The organism is Cyanobium gracile PCC 6307 (genome assembly GCF_000316515.1).
GTDB lineage: Bacteria > Cyanobacteriota > Cyanobacteriia > PCC-6307 > Cyanobiaceae > Cyanobium > Cyanobium gracile.
Map to the genome: position 1 here is coordinate 2,344,684 of NC_019675.1, position 22,509 is coordinate 2,367,192.

The following is a 22,509-nucleotide window of genomic DNA, read 5'->3' on the forward strand; positions in this document are numbered from 1 at the left end:
CCTCCGCTGCCGCCACCGCTCCGGTGATCCGTTTTTCCGCCCTCGACGCGCGCCTGATGGCGCCCAAGCCGGCCGCCGCCACGCCCCTGGGCTGGCGTTGCTTCCAGCTGGGGATGGTCCTGCTGGCCAGCAGTGCCTTTCTGGCTGGGCTGGCCCTGCTGCTGGCCCTGATCCTGGGCAGCCGCGGCCGCCGCCCGGTCCTGGCCGACCGGGCCAACGCGGTACTGCTGGCGGCGGCGGTGCTGATGGTGCTGGGCTGCTTCCGGGCCGCCAGCAATGACCTGGCCTGGCTGGGGCTGGGCAACTGGCTGCCCTTTTTCTGGGGCTTCTGGGGCTTCCAGGTGTATCTCGGCACCCCCGCCGCCCGCCGCCGGGTGGCCCTGGCCCTGGTGGCCGGCACGGTGCCGGTGATCCTCACCGGCCTGGGCCAGATCTGGTGGGGCTGGAGCGGACCCTTCCAGTGGCTGGGGGGCCTGATCATTTGGCACATCAAGGCCGGCGGCAACCCGCCGGAGCGGCTGGCGGGCCTGTTCGACTACGCCAACATCGCCGGGGCCTGGCTGGTGCTGGCCTGGCCCCTGACCCTGGCGGCCCTGCTGGAGAGCGGTCTCGGCTGGCGCCGCCGGGGGGTGGTGCTGGTGATCGCCGCCGGTCTGGTGGCGGCGGTGTTCCTCACCGATTCCCGCAATGCCTGGGGGGCCCTGCTGCTGGCGGTGCCCGTGGTGGCCGGGCCCGGCAGCTGGCTGTGGCTGCTGCCGGTGCTGCTGGTGGTGCTGGCGGTGATCGGCCTCTCCACCCTGCCCTGGGTGCCGGCGGCCCCGCAGGAGCTGGCCCGGCAGGTGGTGCCAGAGGCGATCTGGGGCCGGCTGATCGACCTCCAGCACGGCGGCCAGCGGCCGCTGGCGATCACCCGTCTGGCCCAGTGGCAGGTGGCGCTGGGGCTGATCGCCGAACGTCCCTGGCTGGGCTGGGGGGCGGCCGCCTTCAGCATCATTTACCCGATGCGCACCGGCTTCTGGCATGGCCACCCCCATAACCTGCCGATCGATCTGGCGATGAGCCATGGGGTGCCGGTCGCCGTCCTGGTGGTGGGCCTGGTGCTGTGGCTGCTGCTCCGGGCCGGCAGGCTGGGCATGGCCGGCGGGGCCCTGTTCGATCGGGCCTGGTGGGCCGCGGCCCTGGTGCTGGTGGCCCTTCACGCCACCGACATCCCCCTCTATGACAGCCGGGTCAATGTGGCGGGGTGGGTGCTGCTGGCGGGTCTGCGCTGCTATCGCCGGCCAACGCCTCCTGCCGATGCCTGAGCAGGGTGGCGGGCGGCAGGGGACCCTCCAGATGGGTCCAGGGCAGCACTCGCTCCTCGTCCCAGGTGGCATGGACCACCTCCTCCCAGGGGGGCGGCGCCGGCAGGGGGACCGGCAGATCCGCCGGTGCGGCCACCTCGCCGGTGCGCGCTGCCCGGTAGGCCTTTTTCCAGCCGCCCTGGCTGTCGTGCTGGCCTCGCGCCGCGGCGATCACGGGCGCCAGGCGCCGGTCGCTGCGGGAGAGCAGGGCCTGGATGACGCTCCAGCCGTAGCTCTCGGGGCGCAGTTCGATGCCCTTGGGCTGCAGGCGCCGCGCCAGCCGCTGCAGCCGCTTCTCCGCCTCCGGCCGCACCCCTTCCCACTGGAAGGGGGTGTGGGCCTTGGGCACGAAGGTGCTCACCCCGAGGCTGAGCCGCAGGCCCGGGGTGGCCTTCTTGAGGGCCAGGAGGAGGTCGGCGGTGGCTTCGATGTCGGCCTCCTCCTCGCTCGGCAGGCCCGCCATGCCGTAGAGCTTCATGCCGCTGAGGCCCCCTTCCTTCGCGTAGCGGGCCGCCGCGAAGATCTCCTCACCGGCCAGCTTCTTGTTCACCACCCGGCGCATCCGCTCGCTGCCGCTCTCGATCGCGATCGTCAGTGACTTGCTGCCCCGCCGGGCCAGGATCCGCCCCAGCTGGGGGGTCACCGTGGCGGCCCGCACCGAGCTGACGCTGACCCGGGTGCCCTCGAAACCGTCCTGGTCGAGCCAGCTGAGCAGGTCGGCGAACTGGGGGTGCTGGGTCACCGAGGCCCCCAGCAGGCCGAGCCGCTTGGTCACCGCCAGGCCGGTTTCCACCGCTGGGATGAGGCCGTCGTCGAGGGAGGCGGTGCGGAACGGCAGGGTGAGGTAGCTGGCCAGGCAGAAGCGGCAGAGCTCCGGGCAGCTGCGGGCCACCTCCACCATGTGGATCGAGGGCCAGGCCGCCTCCGGCGTGATCACCGTGGAATGGCTCAGGGTGTTGCCGCGCCAGGTCTGCTTGGCGACGGTCGCCGGCACCTCGGCGGCGGTGGGCTCCACCCCCAGCAGGGCGCCAGCGGCGTCGTAGCGGGGGGCATAGAGCGACGGCACGTAGACCCCGGGAACCCGAGCCAGCTGCCGCAGGCGTTCGGGCCGGGCCAGGGCGCGGGCCGCCTGGAGCGCGTCGATGAAGGCGGGCAGCAGCAACTCGCCGTCGCCCAGCAGCACAACATCAAAGAAGGGTGCCAGGGGCTCGGGATTGGCGGTGAGCACCGGGCCGCCGCCGAACACGATCGGGTCGTCCTCGCCTCGCTGGTGACTCCAGAGGGGGATGCCCTGCTGCTCCAGCAGGTCGAGCAGCACCGGTCCGTCCAGCTCCCAGCTGAGCGACAGGCCGAACAGGTCGCAATGGCGGTGCGGCGGATCCCCCTGATCCGTGAACAGCCGGCGCACGTCCAGGTCGCTGCGGCGCGCCAGGCTGGCCCACACCACCTGATAGCCCAGGCTGGTGATCCCCACCGAATAGCTGCTCGGGAAGGCCAGCACGGTGCGCAGGGCATCGGCGGCCGGCCGGGCCGGCTCGAACAGCAACGTTTCCTGGTTCAGGGGGGCGGCGGGACGGGGAGATCCAGCGTGTCACTTCCAGAGACGGGCTGGCGTCTGCCTAAGCTCATGCGCTTTCCGACACGCCGCCATGCCCACGCTGCCCAGTTTCGTCGAGATCATCCTCGGCATCCTGGTGCTGTTCGGCGGCGGGGAACTGTTCGTGGCCGGTTCGGTCGCCCTGTCCCTGCTGCTGGGCATCCCCCAGCTCGTGATCGGTCTCACGGTGGTGTCCCTGGGCACCAGTACGCCGGAACTGTTCGTGAGCGTGCTGTCCACGATCCAGGGCGACGCCGACCTGGCCGTCAGCAACGTGGTGGGCAGCAACATCTTCAACATCCTGGTGGTGCTGGGGGCCAGCGCGGCGATCGTTCCCCTGCGCGTCAGGAGCCGTCTGGTGCGCCGCGACGTGCCCCTGCTGCTGGGCATCTCGATGGCCGTGTGGGGCATGGCCTCGGGGGGCCGGCTCACCTGGCAGGCCGGTGTGGCGCTGCTGTTCGCGACGGTGGCCAATCTCGTCTGGGAGATCCGCACCGCCTCGGAAGATTCCGAAGACGACGAGGACAACGAAGCGGAACGGGCCACCCCGCTGGTGGCGGCCTTCAAGCTGGCGGCGGGCCTGGTCCTGCTGGTGCTCGGCTCCCAGCTGCTGGTGCGGGGGGCCACCACCGCCGCCGTGGCCCTGGGGGTGAGTCAGACCGTGATCGGCCTGACGATCGTGGCGGCCGGCACTTCGATGCCCGAGCTGGTCACTTCCGTGGTGGCCGCCTACCGGGGCAAGGCCGACCTGGCCATCGGCAACGTGGTGGGCAGCAACCTGCTCAACCAGATCGTGATCCTGGGACTCTGCGCCGTGCTCTCCGGCGGCAAGGGCTTGGCGGTTGACCCGGTGATGGTGAGCCGCGACCTGCCGATCATGGTGGCCACCACCCTGGCCTGCCTGCCGATCTTCTGGACCAAAGGGGTGATCAGCCGCCTCGAGGGCTGGCTGCTGCTGGGTCTCTACGGGCTCTACCTGGTGGAGCAGGTCCTTGCCGCCACCGCCGGCGGCGAGATCGTCGACAACACCTTCCGGTTCGTGGTGCTGGTGGCGGTGCTGCCCCTGCTGATGGTGTTCCTGGTCTGGCAGGTGCTGCGCTGGAGGCAGCAGCGCAAGCTCCTGGCCGTTCAGGGCGGCGAATAGAAGGACGGCAGGCCTGGCTTGGTGTGAGTCGCGCCGATAGGCCCTTGCGTTCAGCGGCGGTAGCGTTTTGCCATGGTCTCCGCCTCCGCACAGCCGTTTGTACCGCCGGCGATTCCCTGGCGTGAGCCCCAGGGGCTCTCGCCGCTGCCGGATCTCGGCCCAGGCCTGGATCCGGAGGCCTGCCGGCTGGCTCTGGCACGGCTCTGTGCCGACGCCGATGTGATGGCGGTGCTGGCGTTCGGCTCACGGGCCCGGGGCGAGGCGCGTCCTGATTCCGACCTTGATCTGGCCGTGATCGTGGAACGCCCCCAACTCACCCCCGCCGAGAAGGCCGCCTGCTGGCAGCGCTTTCGCCAGGCCCTCGGCCCCCTCGGCGTCAGGGTGGACCTGGTGGTGGCCGGGGCCGCCGACGCCGAACGGTTGAGTGGCTCGCGCTGGCATGTGTTCGGCGATGTGGCCCGCGAGGGGAAGGTGCTCTATGTCGCCGGCTGAGGACGCGGCTCTGCTGCTGGCAATCGTGCGCCGCCATCTGCGCACGTTGCGGATCGGGCTCGATCCTGCGTATCCGGAGGAGGACTGGGGCTTCACCGCCCAGCAGGTGGTGGAGAAGCTGCTCAAGGCCTGGATCGTGCTGAGCGATCGCCGGCCACCGCGGGTGCATGAGCTGAGCGACCTGGCCTCTGTGGCGGGTCAGCCCCTGGAGCCCCGGCTGGCGGCGTTGCAGGAGTTCGCCGTGGAGGCCCGCTACGAGGAGGGGCCCTTCCCCCTGCCGGCCGAGAGATCGGTGCTGCTGGCTCTGCTGGAGGCCGAACTCGAGCGCTGCGAGCGGGCTGTGGCGGGGCTGGGCTGAGCTGTGTGCTCAAGGTTTTCCGTCAGAACCAGCCCGAATGGGTGATCATCAAGACAGCCGCCTGCGGCTGGACCTTGGCATGGGGATGGCCCCAGCCGCCCGAACTCACATGGTCGAACGCGGCGACACGGGCAACGCCCACTCCTTGGATGGAGGGCTACTGCCCGCCAGGGTTGGGCCACGGCAGGATGAGATTTCTGCGGGTCTGCCGAAGTCGCCAGTTCTTCCAGACTTCGAAAGATGAATTCATGCCATGACAGAGATTGGCCGCCGTTGGCCTCAGGACAACGCGCTCTTGGGCTGCCAAAAGGGGAAGCGTGGGGGCTTATCTGGTTCCGTCCATGTAGCGTTCGATAGGCGTGGCAGGCCAGACTCGAGAAGTAGGAGTGGTGCCGTTCGCTAAGATGGCGACATGAGCTTTGAGCATCCGCTCCATTCCAAGAGCAATGTCGACAAGGCAGGAGATCTACTGCGAAAAAGTCTCACTGAGGATGTTGATGCTCAAGAACTTGCAAAAGCGCAAGACATTCTCAGCAACTGGAGGGCCTCCCACTCTTATATCATTAATACGTTTCAAGCAACGCTCCGAGACAAGACAAAAAAGTTGAATGTTGAGTGTCTTATTGCCCAACGCCTCAAGAGAATGCCGTCAATCCTCAACAAGCTGCGGCTGAGGCGAACGATGAGGCTTAGCACAATGCAAGATATCGCAGGCATTCGTGTTGTAGTTAATTCAATTCAAGACGTCAACAGAATTGCAGAGGCTTATCGGCAAGCAGGCTTTCTTCACTCGCGAATGCCGGAGGATGACTATATAGTGCAGCCAAAACCCTCAGGCTATCGTAGTCTTCACCAGATCTACAAATACAAGAATACTCAAAACCCCAGGTATGACGGCTTATTTATCGAGCTGCAGATTAGAACGAAAGTGCAACACGCGTGGGCTACGGCCGTTGAGACCGTTGATACTTTTCTGAAGTACTCACTAAAATCCAGTGAAGGTCCAGAAGAATGGAAAAACTATTTTGCTCAGGCAAGCAGTGCACTAGCGCATATTGAAAAATGCCAGTTAGTTCCTAGGTTTGAAGATCAATCGAAGCAACAGGCATTTACGGCTACATGCGAGTCGCACGCACGCTTGGGAGTGCAGACGAAGCTACAAGGATACAATCTTGCCGCCAGTCTGCCCTTGACAACTCGTGGGAGTTATTATCTCTTGGATCTAGACACGCTGAGTAGTCGATTAGAGTACACGACCTACGGAAGAGATCGCTTGGCAGAAGCAAGCGCTGCATACATCGACCTGGAGAAGAGGTACTCAGGCACTGATGAACACCAAATAGTACTTGTTTCAGCGCAGTCGCTTAGCAATCTCAGAAGAGCTTATCCGAACTATTTTCTTGATTCTCATGAGTACCTCAAGCTTATCAAGTCAATGACAAAGCGGTAAGCCATCGAACAAGCCCTTCAAGTGGACAGGCCACCACCGATTACGTTCTTGCGTTCTAATGTCCTTGCCAGCCACTCAGAGGCAGCGTTCAACTGTCCAGAGACGACAATCAATGTCATCGCGATCGAAATTCCACCCCAACGCGAATGAGCTGCATATGGCAATCCAAGCCCGCTGCTGCCTTACATCCTCGCAATCAGCGCCAGGATCGTGTTGATTCCCACAGCGGAGCGGTATCTGGACGGCGATGAAGCCGTCCTGCGGCTTTCAGGCTTAGATAGCGCTCGTTAAAACGGCGTCGCAGATCTGGTCCCAGTTGGCATCGTGCGAGGAAGATTCCACCGCAGAGAATCACACCGGCGAATGGGCAGAGCGCGGTTTCCACAATCCAGCCACGGCTGCCGATGATCTCACCGGGTGACTGCGTCAGGCCCGCCACGCAGTAAGCCTCATGTCCCTCGATGTCGAGGAGGATGGCACCACTCTTGAGGTCTTTCAGGTGCACCCATTCAGCCAGGCGCATCTGACTCAGGGCTCCGATGACTTCAGGATCCGGGTGCGTTCCTCGTTCCCGGAGGAACTGGATGGCCTTGTTCAGAAGTTCAGGTGTCTCCTGCAGTCGTTTCCGCGCCTTGGCCAGGGCCTGGCTCGGCTCCGAGCACGGGTTCTCGGTGAGCACTCCGTGCACGCCGATGGCCACCTGTTCGTAGGTGGCCATGAACCGGCGGGCCTCCGCGGGGGGGAGCCGGCTCACACCTCCGCCAGCACCTTCTCCTCCTCCTCCACGCTCACCACGCGGCCGGCATCCTCGAAGCCATCGATCTGGTCGAAGTTGAGGTAGCGGTAGAGCTGGTCGGAGAGGGGATCGATCTTGGCCGCCGCGATCTCTAGGTACTCGGCCGGGCTGGGGATGCGGCCCAGCAGGGCGCACACCGCCGCCAGTTCGGCGCTGCCCAGGTACACCTGGGCGCCGTTGCCGAGGCGGTTGTTGAAGTTGCGGGTGCTGGTGGAGAACACGGTGGTGTTGTCCTCCACCCGGGCCTGGTTGCCCATGCACAGGGAGCAGCCGGGCAGCTCCATGCGGGCGCCGGCGGTCTCGAACTTGGCGGTGTAACCCTCGGCCCGCAGCATCTCGTCGTCCATGCGGGTGGGCGGGCAGACCCACAGCCGCGCGGCGCTGGTGCCGGCCCCGTCCAGCACCGTGGCGGCGGCGCGGTAGTGGCCGATGTTGGTCATGCAGGAGCCGATGAACACCTCATCGATCCGGTCGCCCGCCACCTCGCTGAGCAGCTTGACGTTATCGGGGTCGTTGGGGCAGGCCAGGATCGGTTCGGTCAGTTCGTCCAGGTTGATGTCGATCACCGCCGCATACTCGGCATCGGCATCGGCCTCCATCAGCACCGGATCGGCCAACCAGGCCTCCATCGCCTTGATCCGCCGCGCCAGGGTGCGGGCATCGCTGTAGCCCCGGGCGATCATGTTGCGCATCAGAGCCACATTGCTGCGCAGGTACTCGCTCACCGTCTCGATGCTCAGCTTGATCGTGCTGCCGGCGCAGGAGCGTTCGGCGGTGGCGTCCGTCAGTTCAAACGCCTGCTCCAGCTTGAGGTCGGGAAGCCCCTCAATCTCCATGATCCGGCCGCTGAAGATGTTCTTCTTGCCGGCCTTCTCCACCGTCAGCAGGCCCTGCTGGATCGCCACATAGGGAATGGCATTCACCACGTCCCGCAGGGTGACGCCCGGCTGCAGGGAGCCGGAGAAACGCACCAGCACCGATTCCGGCATGTCGAGCGGCATGGCGCCGATGGCGGCGGCGAAGGCCACCAGGCCGGAACCGGCGGGGAAGGAGATGCCCAGCGGGAAGCGGGTGTGGCTGTCACCGCCGGTGCCCACCGTGTCCGGCAGCAGCAGGCGGTTGAGCCAGCTGTGGATGATGCCGTCGCCGGGCCGCAGGGCGACGCCGCCCCGGGAGCTGATGAAGTCGGGCAGCTCGGCGTGGGTCTTGAGATCCACCGGCTTGGGGTAGGCGGCGGTGTGGCAGAAGCTCTGCATCACCAGATCGGCGGAGAAGCCCAGGCAGGCCAGCTCCTTCATCTCGTCGCGGGTCATCGGCCCGGTGGTGTCCTGGCTGCCGACGCTGGTCATCAGCGGTTCGCAGCTCGTGCCCGGACGCACCCCCGCCAGGCCGCAGGCCTTGCCCACCATCTTCTGGGCCAGGGTGAAGCCCTTGCCGGTGTCGCTGGGGGCCACCGGCCGGATGAAGGCCTCCGACGGGGGCAGGCCCAGCTGCAGGCGAACCTTGTCGGTGAGGGAGCGGCCGATCAGCAAGGGGATGCGGCCACCGGCGCGCACTTCATCGGCGATGGTGCTGGGCTTGAGCTGGAAGCGGGCCAGCACCTCGCCGGCCCCCGCCTCGCCGGCGGCCCGCTCGATCGTGCCGGCGTGGGGCCGGATCGTGATCACGTCGCCGCTGTTGAGGGCGCTCACGTCGCACTCGATCGGCAGGGCGCCGGAATCCTCGGCGGTGTTGAAGAAGATCGGCGCGATCTTGCCCCCCAGCACCACCCCGCCGCTGCGCTTGTTGGGCACGTGGGGGATGTCGGTGCCGATGTGCCAGAGCACCGAGTTGATCGCCGATTTGCGGGAACTGCCCGTGCCCACCACATCGCCCACGTAGGCCAGCGGATGGCCCTTGGCCTTCAGCTCGGCGATCAGGCCGAGCCCTTCGGGCATCCGCGTCTCCAGCATCGCCATCGCGTGCAGGGGGATGTCAGGACGGGTGGTGGCGTGGGTGGCCGGTGAGAGGTCGTCGGTGTTGGTTTCCCCGGTCACCTTGAACACCGTGACCGTGATCGCCTCCGGCAGGGGCGGCCGGGCGTGGAACCATTCGGCCGCCGCCCAGCTGTCCACCACCTGGCGGGCCAGGGGGTTGGTCTCGGCCAGCTCCAGCACGTCGTGGAAGGCGTCGTACACCAGCAGGGTGCGGCTCAGCCCCCGGGCGGCCTCCTCGGCGACGTCCGCCTGCGGGCAGGAGAGCAGCTCGATCAGGGCGCCGACGTTGTAGCCACCGATCATGGTGGCCAGCAGCCGCGTGGCCTCCAGGGGGCTCACCAGGGGGCTCGTGGCCGTTCCCTTGGCGATCCCGCTCAGCCAGCCGGCCTTCACGTAGGCGGCCTCATCCACCCCCGGCGGAACCCGTTCGCTCAGCAGGTGCAGCAGGAAGGCCTCCTCGCCGGCGGGCGGCTGCTCCAGCAGCTCGGTGAGGGCCTGGGCCTGGGGGGCGGTGAGCGGCAGGGGCGGCACGCCCAAGGCCTCGCGGGCGGCGGCGGCCTCGCGGTAGCTGGGCAGCAGCTCGGCGGGGGACAGGGGGGTGGGGCTGGGGGAGACGGACATATGGACGCAGGACCGCATGGACATACGTTCCATTGTTCTTCCCCGCGGGTCCGCCCTCTGGTGACGACGGCTGCAGAAGTCCGCGCTGGCAGCGGTGCCGCCAGTTCGTAGGGTGGAAGGTGTGATCGTTCCCCGCCGCCGGCCGCATGATCCCCACCTCCGATCTCCATGTGGTGGAAACCCGGCCGCTGGTGCCGCCGGCGGTGCTGCACCGGGAGCTGCCCCTCTCCGAGCAGGCGGCCCGCACCGTGCAGCAGGCCCGGGAGCGCATCAAGGCCATCCTTCACGCCGGCGACCAGCGGCTGCTGGTGATCGTCGGCCCCTGCTCGGTCCACGACGTGGCCGCCGCCCGGGAGTACGCCGAGGCCATCGCCCAGGCCCAGCGCCGCCACCGGGATGAGCTGGAGATCGTGATGCGGGTCTACTTCGAGAAGCCCCGTACCACCGTGGGCTGGAAGGGGATGATCAACGACCCCCACCTCGACGGCAGCTACGACATCAACACCGGCCTGCGCCGGGCCCGCTCCCTGCTGCTGCACCTGGCGGAGATGGGCCTGCCGGCGGCCACCGAGGTGCTCGATCCGGTGGTGCCCCAGTACCTCGCCGACCTGATCAGCTGGACCGCCATCGGCGCCCGCACCACCGAGAGCCAGACCCACCGCGAGATGGCCTCGGGCCTGTCGATGCCGATCGGCTTCAAGAACGGCACCGACGGCAGCGCCGCCACCGCCATCAACGCCATGGAGGCGGCCGCCCGGCCCCACCATTTCCTGGGCATCAACAAGGAGGGCCAGGCCGCCATCGTCTCCACCACCGGCAACCCGGACGGCCACCTGGTGCTGCGGGGTGGCAAGAGCGGCCCGAACTTCCACGCCGAAGCGGTGGAGGCCGCCGCCACCCTGCTGGCCCGGGACGGCCTGCCGGCCCGGCTGATGGTGGACTGCAGCCACGGCAACTCCAACAAGGACTACCGGCGCCAGGGGGAAGTGCTGCGCAGCGTGGCCGAGCAGGTGCGGGGCGGTTCCATCCACGTGATGGGGGTGATGCTGGAGAGCCATCTGGTGGAAGGAAATCAGAAGATTTCCGCCGACCTGGCCTCGCTCACCTATGGCCAGAGCATCACCGATGCCTGCATCGATCTGGCCACCACCTTGGATCTGCTCGTCGAGCTGGCGGAAGCCGTTCGCCAGGCCCAGGCCCGCAGCCTGGCCCTCGCCTGAGGGGCTGCGGTCTTCTCCAAGGCAGCACAATCAGCACTCGGAAGGTGAGAGTGCTGATCCGATCTTCTGCAACAGAGTGTTCCTGGTGAACAGCTGACTGGCGTGCCCTTGGTACGTTTGGCATCAGCAAGATCGGGGTGGTCCGCTGATGACTTATCTCCTGCAGTTCTGCGGGTTGTCCGACCCTTTGCAGCTCTTCTATCTCGAACAGAAATCGGCTGCCGCCCCCGCCGGTGGCACCGCGGCCCCCGGCCCGATCTACGGCGGCTTCCGCCCCTTCCAGCTCGACGACCTCCTCGGCTGGGCCCTCGACACGGCCCGGGGCCGCTGCTGGGACGGTGAGGCCATCCAGCGCCTGGTGATCGATGTCTGGATGGAGCGGGCCGATGTGATCCGCCAGTGGCAGCTGCGGCTGCGGGAGGAGCCGGCCGAGCGGGTGCTGGTGGCCGGCATCGGCACCCAGCGCGACTGGGAGCACCGCTGCGAGCAGCTCCTTCGGGCCTGAGCGCGTCCCTCAGTCGCCCTCGAGGCCGAACAGCTGCCGCATGCGCTCCAGGATCGAGGTCTGGCGGCGGGCCGCATCCGGGGAGGAGAGCTTCTCCAGTTCCGAGCGCCGCTGGCCCACGATCGCCGCCAGCGCCTCCAGCACCCCGGCATCGTCCTCCACCAGGGACATGAAGTCGTCCCGCTCCACCTCCAGCAGCACGCATTCCCCCCGCGAGCGCACCGTGGCCGTGCGGGGTTCGCCGGTGCAGACGGTCATCTCCCCGAAGATCTGATCCCGGCCCAGCACCGCCACCGAGCGCCCCAGGGGGGAGCCGTCGGCCTTGAACACCTCCACCTCGCCATCCACCACCTGGAACAGGGCCTCGCCCTCCTCCCCCTCGGCCACGATCGTTTCGCCGGAGCCGAAGCGCAGGCAGCGGACCGAGCCGGCCAGCCGATCCACCTGCTCGGGATCCAGCTTGGCGAAGAGCCAGCTGCGCCGCAGCAGCTGCGCCGTCAGGGAGGCATCCACGCCGGTGGGGTGGGCCGGATCCCGCTGGGGCTGGCGACGCTTCAGCTCCCGCACCGGATAGGGCAGCTCCCAGCCCTGCCGCTCCAGGGCGTACCAGATCTGCTCCAGCAGTTCGCTGCGCAGCCGCAGCCGGTCCCCCTCTGAGGGGCCCTGCTGGGAAGCCTGCAGTTCGTAGCGGATGAGGGAGTCCTCGTAGGCGAGGACCAGCACCTCCGGCGGTGGGTCGTTCAGCACCAGGGGGTTCTCCACCAGCACCCGCTCCAGCAGCTGGCGGGCCCGGGCCGGAGGGATCTCGTAGCCCAGGGCGATCTCGAAGCGGTTGCCCACCGGCTCGTGCTGGCTGAAGCGCCGCATCGGGTTGTCCGCCACCGTGTTGTTGGGCAGGTTCACGGTCGAGCCGTCCTTGCGGCGCAGGCGGGTGCTCATCAGGTGCAGGGATTCCACCGTGCCGCTCTCGTCGCCGACGCCGATCCAGTCCCCCTCCCGGAAGGGGGGATCCACCTGCAGCTCGATGCCGGCGAAGAGATCCTTGAGGGTCTCCTGGGCCGCCAGGCCGATCACGGCGGTGAGCACTGCCGAGGTGGTCACCAGGCCCACCAGGTTGAGGTTGGCCAGGCGCTGCAGCACCAGCACCGTCGCCAGGGCCGCGAGGCCCAGCATCAGCAGGTCGCGCAGGATCTTGGCGGTGGGACGCCACCACCCCAGGGCCTCCGGGCATTCCAGGATCAGCCAGCTCCCCAGGGCGATCAGGGCGTAGGCGGTGGCCAGCTCGTCCACGGCGCCGAGCCAGGGCACCCCGGCCGGCCGGGTGGTGCCGCCGAGCACGCCCCACAGCAGCACCGCCAGCAGCGGCAGGAGCAGGGGCGGCGACGGCAGGTGCAGGCGGCGGCTGGCCAGCCGCAGGGCCAGCAGGACCGCCGCCAGGGCCAGGCCGATCAGGATCCGCTCGATCGGTCCCATCAGCTCAGCACCCGCCACAGCCCGGCCACCGCCAGAGGCACGCTGAGGTTGTCGATGCCCAGCAGGGCCCACTGCTCCAGCCCCGTGGCCACCAGGGCGATCAGGGCGATCGCGGCCGGCGCCGGGCCACCGCCCAGCAGCCCCAGGATCAGCAGCACCGCCAGGCTGGCGATCCCCATGGCGGCGGTGCCGGCCAGGGAGCGCCGTTCGCCGAACACCGTCCAGCTCGGTGACGGGATCAGCGGGCCCAGCAGACCGGCCAGGCCGTCGCCGAACGCCATCACCAGCACGCCCGCGGCCACGGTGTCGGGGTGGGCGGGCCACCAGAGCCAGAGCAGCAGGGTGATCGAGGCGCCGTAGGCGACCGTGCCGTAGCTGTGCCGCTCCACGTCCTCGATCGCCGGCAGCACCCGCACCCGGTGGTTGAGGGCGGCCAGCAGGGTGATGGCGGCGGCGGCGGGCAGCGCGATCAGCCGCTCGACCCCGAAGGCCCAGGCGATCAGCACCACCGGCCCGGCTCCGATGTGCACGAGCTTGCGGCTCCATTCCCTCTGAGCGGGCCAGCGGCGGCGCAGCAGCAGGGCTCCGGCGCTGAGCAGGGCCAGCCAGAGGGCCACGGCCAGCACACCGGTGAGCCGGGCCAGGTCGTCATGCTCCGGTGGAAGGACCAACGCCAGCAGGGAAGCTTGGGTCAGGCGGCCTGGTGAAGGTTGCTCATCAGGCGCAGCTTCATGATCGCCTTGGCCTCCAGCTGGCGCACCCGTTCGCGGGAGACGTTGATCTGACGGCCGATCTCGGCGAGGGTGAGCGGTTCGGCGCCCTCGAGGCCGAAGCGCAGCCGCAGGATCTTCTGTTCCCGTTCGTTCAGCTGGGAGAGCCAGGCGCCGAGGTGCTCCTTCTGCAGATGGCGGTCCATCGAGTCGAAGTGCTCGTTGCTGGCCGGGTCGGCGATCAGCTCGCCCAGGGTGCTGCGATCCTCCTCCCCACGGGCGTGGGCGTCGAGGGAGGCGCAGGGGGCGCTCTGGGTCATCAGTTCCTCGAGCTCCTCCGGCTGCATGCCCATGGCATGGGCCAGTTCGAGCCGGTTGGGCTGGCGCCCGAGCCGGTGGGAGAGCTCACGGGTGATGCGCCGCATCTTCGAGAGCTTCTCGCTGATGTGAATCGGCAGGCGAATCGTGCGGGCGCTGTTATCAATGGCGCGCGTCATTCCCTGGCGGATCCACCAGTAGGCGTACGTGGAGAACTTGTAGCCCATGGCGGGGTCGAATTTGTCGACGGCCCGCTCCAGGCCGATCGCCCCTTCCTGCACCAGATCGAGCAGTTCGAGGCCCTGGTTCTGATACTTCTTGGCGACGCTCACCACCAGCCGCAGATTGGCGGCCATCATGCGGTCGCGGGCCCGCTGGGCCATGCGCAGCTGGCGCTTCTGGCGGGCCGTGAGCTCCCCTTCGACGAGGGACTGCAACGTCTTGCCGGCCTGGACGTGATGGGCGAGTTCGATTTCCTCGGCCGGTGTGAGAAGCGGCACACGACCGATGGTGCTGAGATACCAACCAATGGAGTCAGCGCTGATGCGTCCCCCCTGGCGGGTCGTTGTCTTGGCTGTGGCTGTCGGCTTGGAACTGGCTGAACCGCCGCTGGGTCTGGTCCGGCTGGACGAAGACCCATCTGCACTGCTTTTCAGCAGTGAGAGGGCGGAATGCAGAGGTGTCCCCATCACCCCAGGCTCCCAAATGAATTTGGCCGGAATTTAGCACCGCAGGAACGGTTAAAACCGGATCCGGCAAAAGATTGCATGTGATTTGACTGAAAGATGTTGCGTATGTCGTGACGGCTACGCTTTGGCCTCCGAAGCAAGGCCGCCGCGCCAGCGTTCCATCAGCAGGTTCTGGGTCAGTTTCGGCTCGCCGGAGTGCTGACGCTGTGCAAAGTGTCCATCGCTGTGCATGTGCCAGGCGCCCGTATCGGTGAGGTAAAGCTCAAGCAAGGCCTCGATCTGCTGCTGGAGCCGCGGGTCCTCGATCGGCGCCACCGCCTCCACCCGTCGGTCGAGGTTGCGGGGCATCCAGTCGGCGCTGCCGAAGAACATCTCCGGCTGGCCGCCGTTGGCGAACCAGAACAGCCGTGAATGCTCCAGGAAGCGACCGATGACACTCACCACCGTGATGCCCTCGCTGACCCCCTCCACCCCCGGGCGGAGGCAGCACATGCCGCGGATGATCAGTTCGATCCTCACCCCGGCGGCCGAGGCTTCGTAGAGCAGGGCGATGATCGCCGGATCGACCAGGGCATTCATCTTGGCCTTGATGTGTCCGCCGCGTCCTGACTTGGAGTGCTCGATCTCCCGCCGGATCAACCCCTCCATGCCCTTGCGCAGGGTGACGGGCGCCACCAGCAACTTGCGGAAGCTCTGCTGCTTGGAGAATCCAGTCAGGTAGTTGAACAGTTCCACCAGATCCTGGCCGAAGTCCTCCCGGGCCGTCAGCAATCCGATGTCGGTGTAGAGCGAGGAGGTCTTGGAGTTGTAGTTGCCGGTGCCGATGTGCACATAGCTCCGCAGTGCCCCCTTCTCCCGCCGCACCACCAGCAGCACCTTCGTGTGGGTCTTGAGTCCCAGCACCCCGTAGACCACATGCACCCCGGAACGTTCCAGCTGGCGGGCCCACTGAATGTTGTTGTCCTCGTCGAAACGGGCCTTGAGCTCCACCAGCGCCATCACCTGCTTGCCGTTCTCGGCGGCGCGGATCAGGGAGGCCACCACCGGCGAATCCTTCGATGTGCGATAGAGGGTCATCTTGATGGCCAGCACCGAGGCATCGGCGGCGGCCTGGCTGAGGAATTCCTCAACGGACGTGGAGAACAGATCGAAGGGATGGTGCAGCAGCACATCGCCGCGCCGCAGCACCGAGAAGATGCTCTCGAACTCCTCCTGCTTGATCGAGCCGTCCTCCAGCTGGCTGCGCTGGGCCCGTACCAGGGCCGGCGCCGTGCGTCCCTTGTGGGGGGCGTCCCGCAGCTGGCTGAGGGGGATCGCCATCAGGCTCATCAGGTCGTCGAGGCCGAGGGGGCCGTTGGTGCGGTACACGTCCTCCGGCTCCACGTCGGTGCCCTCCATCAGCAGGTGCACCACCTCCTCGGGCATCTCGTCGGCCACCTCCACCCGCACCACCTCGCCGCCCACCCGGCGCTTGCGCAGGCCCTCCTGCAGGGCCTCCATCAGGTCGTCCGCCTCCAGATCCCGCAGTTCCAGGTCGGCGTCCCGGGTGATCCGGAAGAAGTAGTGCCCCTCGATGGTCATGCCGGGGAACAGCCAGCGCAGGTTGAAGGCCACCAGCTGCTCGAGCGGAACCGCCGTGTAGCCAGGGGTGGGCACGACGCCGCTCAGCTCGGTGGGGATCGGCACGAAGCGCGGCAGGATCTTCTGCGGCACCTTCACCCGGGCGAACTGCTGCCGGCCCGTGTCCGGATCGCGGATCAAGGCCGCCACGTTGAGGCTCAGGTTGCTCAGGAACGGGAAGGGGTGGGCCGGGTCCACCGCCAGGGGGGTGAGCACCGGAAAGATCGCCTTGCGGAAGTAGTCGTCGGCCCAGGCTGTCTGGGCCTCGTTGAGTCGCAGGTAGTCGAGCAGCTGGACCCCGTACTCGGCCAGATGGGTCTTGAGGGAGTGGCGGTAGTGCTGCTGCTGCATCTCCAGCAGGGGCCGCAGCTTCTTCTGGATCGCCTCCAGCTGCTCCTGGGGCGTCAGGCCGTCGTCGCTGCGGCTGGTGACCCCTGCTTCCAGCTGGGACTTCAGGGAAGCCACCCGCACCATGAAGAACTCGTCGAGGTTGTTGCTGAAGATGGCGCTGAACTTGGCCTGCTCCAGCAGCGGTGTGTGCTCATCGAGCGCCAGGGCCAGCACCCGATGGTTGAAGTCGATCCAACTCAGCTCGCGGTTGATGTAGAGATCGGGAGCGACGACCGGCTGCGACGACATACGGCGGGGCTCCGCGGGCATGAGAGACGGCAACGTAGCAATGGCGATCCCGCCCTCAGGGTGTTGCCTCTGCTTGACGGTGGGTTCCCGCCGCCACAAGCCACACCACGACGGCCATCAGGACGATCCCCAGCCAGAACGGACTGCGGCGGCCGATGGTCTCGTAGGCCAGCCCCGCCAGGGGCGGCCCGAGGAAGCTGGCCAGGCTCTGCAGTCCCTGCAGGCTGCCCAGGGCGGCACCCTGGCCGCTGTCGGCCAGACGCCGTGACACCAGGCTGCGCAGGCTGGGGGTCACCAGGCCGGTGCCCAGGGCCAGGATCGCCACCGCCGTGAACACCAGGGGCACGGCATTGCCCTGATCCGCCAGGGGCACCAGCAGGAAGCCCGCCATCACGCAGCCCAGGCCGATCTGGGTGAGGCGCCATTCGCCCAGCCGCTGCACCAGTGGGCCGATCAGGCCGCCCTGCACCACCGTGGCCACCACGCCGACCACCAGGAAGGCCCCGGCCGACAGGCCCGGGCCCCAGCCGAAGGCCTGCTTGAAGTACAGTACCAGCAGGGCGGTGAAGCCGCTGAACCCCAGGAAGAACAGGAAGAAGGCGGCGCAGAGGCGTCGCACCCGCGGATCGGCGAACACCCGCTGCAGCTGGCCGAAGGGCTGCAGCTCCCAGACCCTGGGCAGGGGCAACCGCGCCTGGGGCGGATGGGTTTCCGGCAGCAGGGTCACCACCACCACCAGGTTCAGCGCGGCGAAGCCCACGGCGAGCAGCAGCGGCAGGCTCACGCTGATGCGACCCAGCAGACCGCCCAGGGCCGGGCCGAGGATGAACCCCAGCCCGAAGGCCACGCCGATCAGGCCGAAGGCCCGGGCCCGCCGTTCCGGCGTCGAGATGTCGGCCAGCACCGCCGCGGCGGTGGCGGCGGTGCCGCCGCTCACCCCGTCGATCAGGCGGGCGGCGAACAGCAGGGCCAGGGGCAGGCCGGCGGCGGCCGCCTCGGGCCAGACGCGGCCCCAGGGCAGGATCACGGTGAGGGCGAACATCCCCAGGCCCAGCACCGAGCCGGCGACGCAGGCGGTGATCACGGGCTTGCGGCCGTAGCGGTCGCTGAGGGCCCCGATCAGGGGGGTGAAGGTGAACTGGGCGATGGCGTAGCTGCCCGCCAGCAGGCCGAGGGTGCGGCCGTCGGCGGTGAAGTCCGCCAGCAGGAACGGCAGCAGCGGGAAGACGATGCTCTCCCCCAGCCGGTCGTTCAGCAGCGTCAGGAAGGCACAGAGGAGGGTGGAGGGGCGCGACAGTCGCACGGCCGGGAGCCGGGGATCCCTGCACCCTCCCATGGCGGGGTCACCCCTGCCGGCGACGGTCCAGGACGCCCCTGATCCGATGCTTGGCCTTGGCGACGGCTGTCGTCAGGGCCTGAGCGAACCGCTCGCCCAGTGGCGGCGTGGTTCGGTACTCCTGGGTCAAGCTCTCATCGATCCGGCCGAGGCTGCGGATCCGGCTGGGATCGATCGCATAGGGGCTCGCGGTGGCGTGCCGCCGGTTGAGGTCCTCGAGCAGCTGGCGCCATTGGGCGTAACTGGCGTCGGCGCTGTACTGCCCGTTCACAAGGGTCCTGGCTGCCGTGGAGCAGCGGCGCCAGAGGTCGGGATCAGCGGCCAGCCGCACGATGGCGCGGGCCGCCTCTGCGGGATCTTCCGACACCAGCAGGCCGGTGCGTTCATGGGCCACCAGTTCGGGGATGCCGCTGGGGATACGTCGCACCACGGGTACCACCCCCGCCGCCATCGCCTCCAGCAGGGCGATGGGCAGCCCCTCGAAATCGGACATCAGCAGGATGGCCTGGGATTCGGCAAGCCGGCCCTGCACCTCGGCTGGCGAAAGGGGGCCGGTGAAGCTGATCGCTTCGCCGAGACCGGCTTCGGCCACCTGATGTTCGCAGGCCCCTCGGGCATAGCCGTCGCCGATCAGGGTTGCCCGGATGGACTGGTGGGATCGGCAAGCGCCGATCAGGGCCTGTATCACCAGGCTGGCCCGTTTCTGGTGTTCCCAGATGCGGCCGCAGAACACCACCCGGAAGGGATCGTCAGCGAAGGCGGCGCTTCGCTCCGGAAGGGTCACCCCGTAGGGAATGACGCTGGAGGCCCGATCGGTGGCCCGGCGGCTGAGTTCGTCCTGGATGTGTTGGGAGACGCAGACGATGGAAGCGGCGTGAAGGGCGCCGCCGAAGTGGCGGACCGTCGCCCAGTAGTCCGGGTCATCGGAATGGAGCGTGAGCACCCAGGGCAGGCCCAGGCTGCCGGCCAGGGCCGCTGCAGCGTAGTGGGCCGGTTTGCACTGGGGGAGAAAGACCGTGGGCTGCCACTGGTTGAGGAAATCGATGGTGTCCGCGATGTCGGCCTGAATCCGGGACCGCCTTGGGGTGGAAAACACGGCGATGCCCTGACGGCGCAATTCTTCGAATACTGGAGGTTCGCTGGCCTGAAGCTCCGGTGGGCCCACGAAATGGATGGCAACGTCGACACCATCACCGCGCAGTCGCCTGGCTAGATTCATCACCCAGGTGGTGACACCGCTGATGTCATTCTCCTGGCTGTAATGGGCGAAGGCGACTCTCAACGTAGGTTCCACATGCCATCTCATCAACAGTAGCTGAGCCTGGAGAACTTATTGCTGTCCCTAGTGGCGTCCGACCCCCGCCCCACTGCAATGGAGTAAGGGGCAGGATATCCGTTAGTCATTGGTCGGCCGCATAGCGATTCGATGGAGACTTTACCTTCGTCCTGGAACGTATGGCCAATGGGCTGATCATTCCATTTGCCATGACGGGATGGCGCAGGGCACGTGCCAAAACCTCTGAAGAGTCTTCCTTCCCATGCAAGCCTGGTTGATCACTGCGCCGGAGTGAAGCGAGGCGAGATTGGGAGGTTCACAGCCGATTGACTGTTCAAAAGAGATCCTGAAAGATAGTCTTCACGAAGTGCTTGACTCTGGCGAGCGTGGTTCGAAGGAGTTGGCGAACTCTGCTCGTGAGGGCTTTCTGTCTCTTTGAGATTGAATTCAGATACGGATTCTTCTTGGGGATACTTGTGAGCACACTCGTATCGATCGGAAAACGAATCGTCGCGGAAGAATCCCTGTCGTGGAGGAGCGTTTCAAGAAGTGTGCGCCACTTCCGGTAGCTCGTCTCCTCATTGTACCGATCAGCGACGAGTCTTCTGGCTTGCTCCGAGCAGCTTCGCCACAGGTGTTTGTCTTGGGAAAGCCGAATCAGGGCATGGGCGGCATCCTTAGGATCTTCTGAGACGAGCAGTCCTGTTTGCTCATGGACAATCAGTTCGGGGATCCCGCTGGGTATCCTCCTTGCAACGGGAACGACCCCCAACGCCATCGCCTCCAGTAGTGCAACGGGGAGCCCTTCAAAGTCTGACATGAGAAGTATGGCTTGACAATCCGCAAGATGAGGTCTGACCTGATTCGGAGAGAGTGCACCCGTGAACGTGATGGCATGGGACAGTCCGTGAGCGTTGACCAGCTCCTCGCAGGATTGTCGTGCATAGCCTTCTCCGATCATCGTTGCTCTCATCGCAGGATTGGCTTGGCATGCTTTTACAAACGTCTGGATGACTAGGCTTGCTCGTTTCTGCCGCTCCCATATTCTTCCGCTGAAGACCATGTTGAATGGCGAGTCGTTGAAGGTGGTAAGGTCTTGTGGGATCGCTACCCCACATGGAATGACGTGAGCATGTTGTGCCCTTCCTGCGCCGATCAGCTTGTCGCGTAAATACTCAGAAACGCATACGATGTGATTTCGGTCCTTTGGGTGAATGAACGCATGGACGGATTCCCAGTAGATTGGATCGTCTGAATGCAAGGTCAGTGCCCATGGCAGTCCCTTCTGACCCGCATGGGCAGCGGCAGCAAAATGGGCCGGAAGACATTGGGGAAGAAAGATTGATGGCTGCCATTTATTGAGGAACTCGAGCGTTTGCTGTGCCTCAGCTTCCAATGTTGATTGAGGTGACACGCGGGAGATCTCTATGCCGTCTCTGCGTAGTTTCTGCAGCGCCAACGGCTCAGAGCCCAGTTCAACATCCGAATGGACGAAATGAATGGCGACTTCTATATTGTCGTCCTTTAAACGCCTGGCCAGGGAGAAGAGCCAAGTCGTTACTCCGCTGATGTCGTTTTCTTGGCTATAATGAGCGAAAGCGACTCTCATCTCAACTGATGGCAGACTTGCGTTGTCTCGGCAAGTATAGTTGGCTTCAGAAGCGTCCGTAGATCGCTGATGAATAGTTCATTCTCGACATCTGTAGATGGTTTCAGCACGGCGTACCCTGATGGGCCCACGCATGATTGGACGCTTGCCGGTGCTGAAAGCTGGTTCTAGGCCGGCAGCCCAGAACACCACATCTATTTTCAGGATCTTGATACATGCTCATGATTGATTATTCAGAATGAGCCCCAATAGCGAAATTGCCTGCTTCTGGAGCTGAGCAATCTGAGGTATAGCCCGAGTCGTAGGGGACCGTGCAGAGCCGTAATGAAGAGCTTTTCATGCGGTTTTGGTTGGAATCGGAACAGGTATTCTGAGAAGATCCAGTCCCAGTACCCCCTTGCTGCGAGTTGTAACCAGTAACCACGAGGCCATGGCCGAGTGACGCGCAAAATCGACTTGACTGCACAGGAGTATTCGAAGAATCTTTGCCTTTCCTTGCTTCGATTGACGCTGCCAAGGCTTTCAACCTTGCGAGTAGTCTGATCGTGAAAGCGGAAGCCCGAAAGCTCCCTGGACTCAAAACTCACTAGGCCTGGGGTAAGCATAAGAAAATGGCACCAGAAGAGCCAATCGCCAGTAAAGCGAGTGCCTCTCGTTGCCTCTGCCAATTTCTTCAGGACGTCACTGGTCGGCTTCAGGAATACCACAGAACTGGCATTTGCGATGACGTTCCCTCTTGCCATGAAGTTACGGCATAGGTTGCGGCTGCTGAGCAAGAATGAGCTTTTCCAGCGAGTTGAATCAAAGGTATCAGGCCAGAACTGTTGACCGCTGATCGGATTGCCTTTGCTGTCAATTGCTTTGGTCCTACAGTAAGAAAGCACTCCTCCGTTCTGGAGTGAGGTCACCATCTGGTCAAGAAAACTGGTTTCGCATGTGTCATCTGACTCTGCAATCCAGATATATCTTCCCTTCGCCATCAGGATGCCCTGGATCCATTGGGCGCAGGGACACCCTGAGTTGACTCTGTTCTGCACAAGGCGATGAGGATGTTGGGCGATGATCTCTTGTATCACCCTCGCCGAGTTGTCTTTAGAGGCATCATCAAGAATGATGAGCTCAAAATCTTGGAACGTCTGGCCAAGAATCGAGTTAAGACGTTCTGCCAAGAAACGTTCATGATTGTAGTTCGGGATGATGACACTCACCAAGGGACTCATGGTGTGGCTCTTCATCTTCAGAATCCGTGATTTTTCTTCGTGCAGGAACTGTCCAAGGGGGGTGAGCGTCTCATGTCGCTATAATTGCCTTATGTTTAATTGTTGTAGCTCTGATCG

General features: G+C 65.7%; 18 protein-coding genes. 7 read left to right on the forward strand and 11 right to left on the reverse strand.

Features of this window, described 5'->3' with window-relative positions:
* Positions 1–23 precede the first annotated feature (23 nt).
* Positions 24–1,304 (forward strand): O-antigen ligase family protein, encoded by a 1,281-nt coding sequence (locus tag CYAGR_RS11395; protein WP_015109963.1) that lies wholly within the window; start codon positions 24–26, stop codon positions 1,302–1,304.
* Here CYAGR_RS11395 and CYAGR_RS11400 read toward each other — a convergent pair.
* The gene (locus CYAGR_RS11400; protein ID WP_015109964.1) at positions 1,231–2,889 is read right to left on the reverse strand and encodes a B12-binding domain-containing radical SAM protein; all 1,659 of its coding nucleotides are present in this window, start codon (positions 2,887–2,889) and stop codon (positions 1,231–1,233) included. The genes CYAGR_RS11395 and CYAGR_RS11400 overlap by 74 nt on opposite strands.
* 103 nt (positions 2,890–2,992) lie before the next feature.
* Here CYAGR_RS11400 and CYAGR_RS11405 point away from each other — a divergent pair, with 103 nt between their 5' ends.
* From CYAGR_RS11405 to CYAGR_RS17290, 4 genes are all read left to right on the forward strand, one after another.
* Positions 2,993–4,084 carry a calcium/sodium antiporter gene (locus tag CYAGR_RS11405; protein ID WP_015109965.1) on the forward strand — a complete coding sequence of 364 codons (1,092 nt, stop codon included), beginning with the start codon at positions 2,993–2,995 and terminating at the stop codon, positions 4,082–4,084.
* 72 nt (positions 4,085–4,156) lie between these two features.
* Positions 4,157–4,576 (forward strand): nucleotidyltransferase family protein, encoded by a 420-nt coding sequence (locus tag CYAGR_RS11410; protein ID WP_015109966.1) that lies wholly within the window; start codon positions 4,157–4,159, stop codon positions 4,574–4,576.
* On the forward strand, positions 4,563–4,934 hold the full coding sequence (locus CYAGR_RS11415; RefSeq protein WP_015109967.1) for a HEPN domain-containing protein: 372 nt from the start codon (positions 4,563–4,565) through the stop codon (positions 4,932–4,934). The genes CYAGR_RS11410 and CYAGR_RS11415 overlap by 14 nt, the downstream gene beginning before the upstream one ends.
* A gap of 412 nt (positions 4,935–5,346) precedes the next feature.
* Complete coding sequence (locus CYAGR_RS17290; protein WP_015109968.1) at positions 5,347–6,384, forward strand: RelA/SpoT domain-containing protein; 1,038 nt, start codon at positions 5,347–5,349, stop codon at positions 6,382–6,384.
* Positions 6,385–6,580: 196 nt separating this feature from the next.
* Here CYAGR_RS17290 and CYAGR_RS11420 read toward each other — a convergent pair whose 3' ends face one another.
* Positions 6,581–7,102 (reverse strand): hypothetical protein, encoded by a 522-nt coding sequence (locus CYAGR_RS11420; RefSeq protein ID WP_015109969.1) that lies wholly within the window; start codon positions 7,100–7,102, stop codon positions 6,581–6,583.
* Positions 7,103–7,134: 32 nt separating this feature from the next.
* The gene (gene acnB, locus CYAGR_RS11425) at positions 7,135–9,777 is read right to left on the reverse strand and encodes a bifunctional aconitate hydratase 2/2-methylisocitrate dehydratase (protein WP_156818457.1); all 2,643 of its coding nucleotides are present in this window, start codon (positions 9,775–9,777) and stop codon (positions 7,135–7,137) included.
* Between the two features lie 146 nt (positions 9,778–9,923).
* Between acnB and CYAGR_RS11430 the strand changes: the two genes are divergently transcribed.
* Complete coding sequence (locus CYAGR_RS11430) at positions 9,924–10,997, forward strand: 3-deoxy-7-phosphoheptulonate synthase (RefSeq protein ID WP_015109971.1); 1,074 nt, start codon at positions 9,924–9,926, stop codon at positions 10,995–10,997.
* Between the two features lie 148 nt (positions 10,998–11,145).
* Positions 11,146–11,502, forward strand: a complete 357-nt coding sequence (locus tag CYAGR_RS11435) for a hypothetical protein (RefSeq protein WP_015109972.1) — start codon at positions 11,146–11,148, stop codon at positions 11,500–11,502.
* A 9-nt stretch (positions 11,503–11,511) separates the two neighbouring features.
* On the opposite strand, the gene CYAGR_RS11440 is transcribed toward CYAGR_RS11435, so the two are convergent.
* From CYAGR_RS11440 to CYAGR_RS17300, 8 genes are all read right to left on the reverse strand, one after another.
* The gene (locus tag CYAGR_RS11440; RefSeq protein WP_015109973.1) at positions 11,512–12,975 is read right to left on the reverse strand and encodes a mechanosensitive ion channel family protein; all 1,464 of its coding nucleotides are present in this window, start codon (positions 12,973–12,975) and stop codon (positions 11,512–11,514) included.
* Positions 12,975–13,646 carry a diacylglycerol/polyprenol kinase family protein gene (locus CYAGR_RS11445; RefSeq protein ID WP_015109974.1) on the reverse strand — a complete coding sequence of 224 codons (672 nt, stop codon included), beginning with the start codon at positions 13,644–13,646 and terminating at the stop codon, positions 12,975–12,977. The genes CYAGR_RS11440 and CYAGR_RS11445 overlap by 1 nt, the downstream gene beginning before the upstream one ends.
* 20 nt (positions 13,647–13,666) lie before the next feature.
* Entirely contained in the window at positions 13,667–14,692 is a 1,026-nt protein-coding gene (locus CYAGR_RS11450) for a sigma-70 family RNA polymerase sigma factor (RefSeq protein ID WP_015109975.1), read from the reverse strand.
* 117 nt (positions 14,693–14,809) lie between these two features.
* The gene (ppk1, locus tag CYAGR_RS11455; protein ID WP_043325789.1) at positions 14,810–16,951 is read right to left on the reverse strand and encodes a polyphosphate kinase 1; all 2,142 of its coding nucleotides are present in this window, start codon (positions 16,949–16,951) and stop codon (positions 14,810–14,812) included.
* 55 nt (positions 16,952–17,006) lie between these two features.
* The gene (locus tag CYAGR_RS11460) at positions 17,007–18,254 is read right to left on the reverse strand and encodes an MFS transporter (protein WP_043325792.1); all 1,248 of its coding nucleotides are present in this window, start codon (positions 18,252–18,254) and stop codon (positions 17,007–17,009) included.
* A 40-nt stretch (positions 18,255–18,294) separates the two neighbouring features.
* Positions 18,295–19,569: a glycosyltransferase family 4 protein gene (locus CYAGR_RS16585; RefSeq protein ID WP_051017130.1), complete on the reverse strand. Its 1,275-nt coding sequence runs from the start codon at positions 19,567–19,569 to the stop codon at positions 18,295–18,297.
* A gap of 328 nt (positions 19,570–19,897) precedes the next feature.
* Positions 19,898–21,172, reverse strand: coding sequence for a glycosyltransferase family 4 protein (locus CYAGR_RS17295; RefSeq protein ID WP_015109979.1), 1,275 nt, complete (start codon positions 21,170–21,172; stop codon positions 19,898–19,900).
* Between the two features lie 233 nt (positions 21,173–21,405).
* A complete protein-coding gene (locus CYAGR_RS17300) occupies positions 21,406–22,407 on the reverse strand; it encodes a glycosyltransferase family 2 protein (RefSeq protein ID WP_071881591.1) in 1,002 nt (333 codons plus the stop codon).
* Positions 22,408–22,509: the final 102 nt, after the last annotated feature.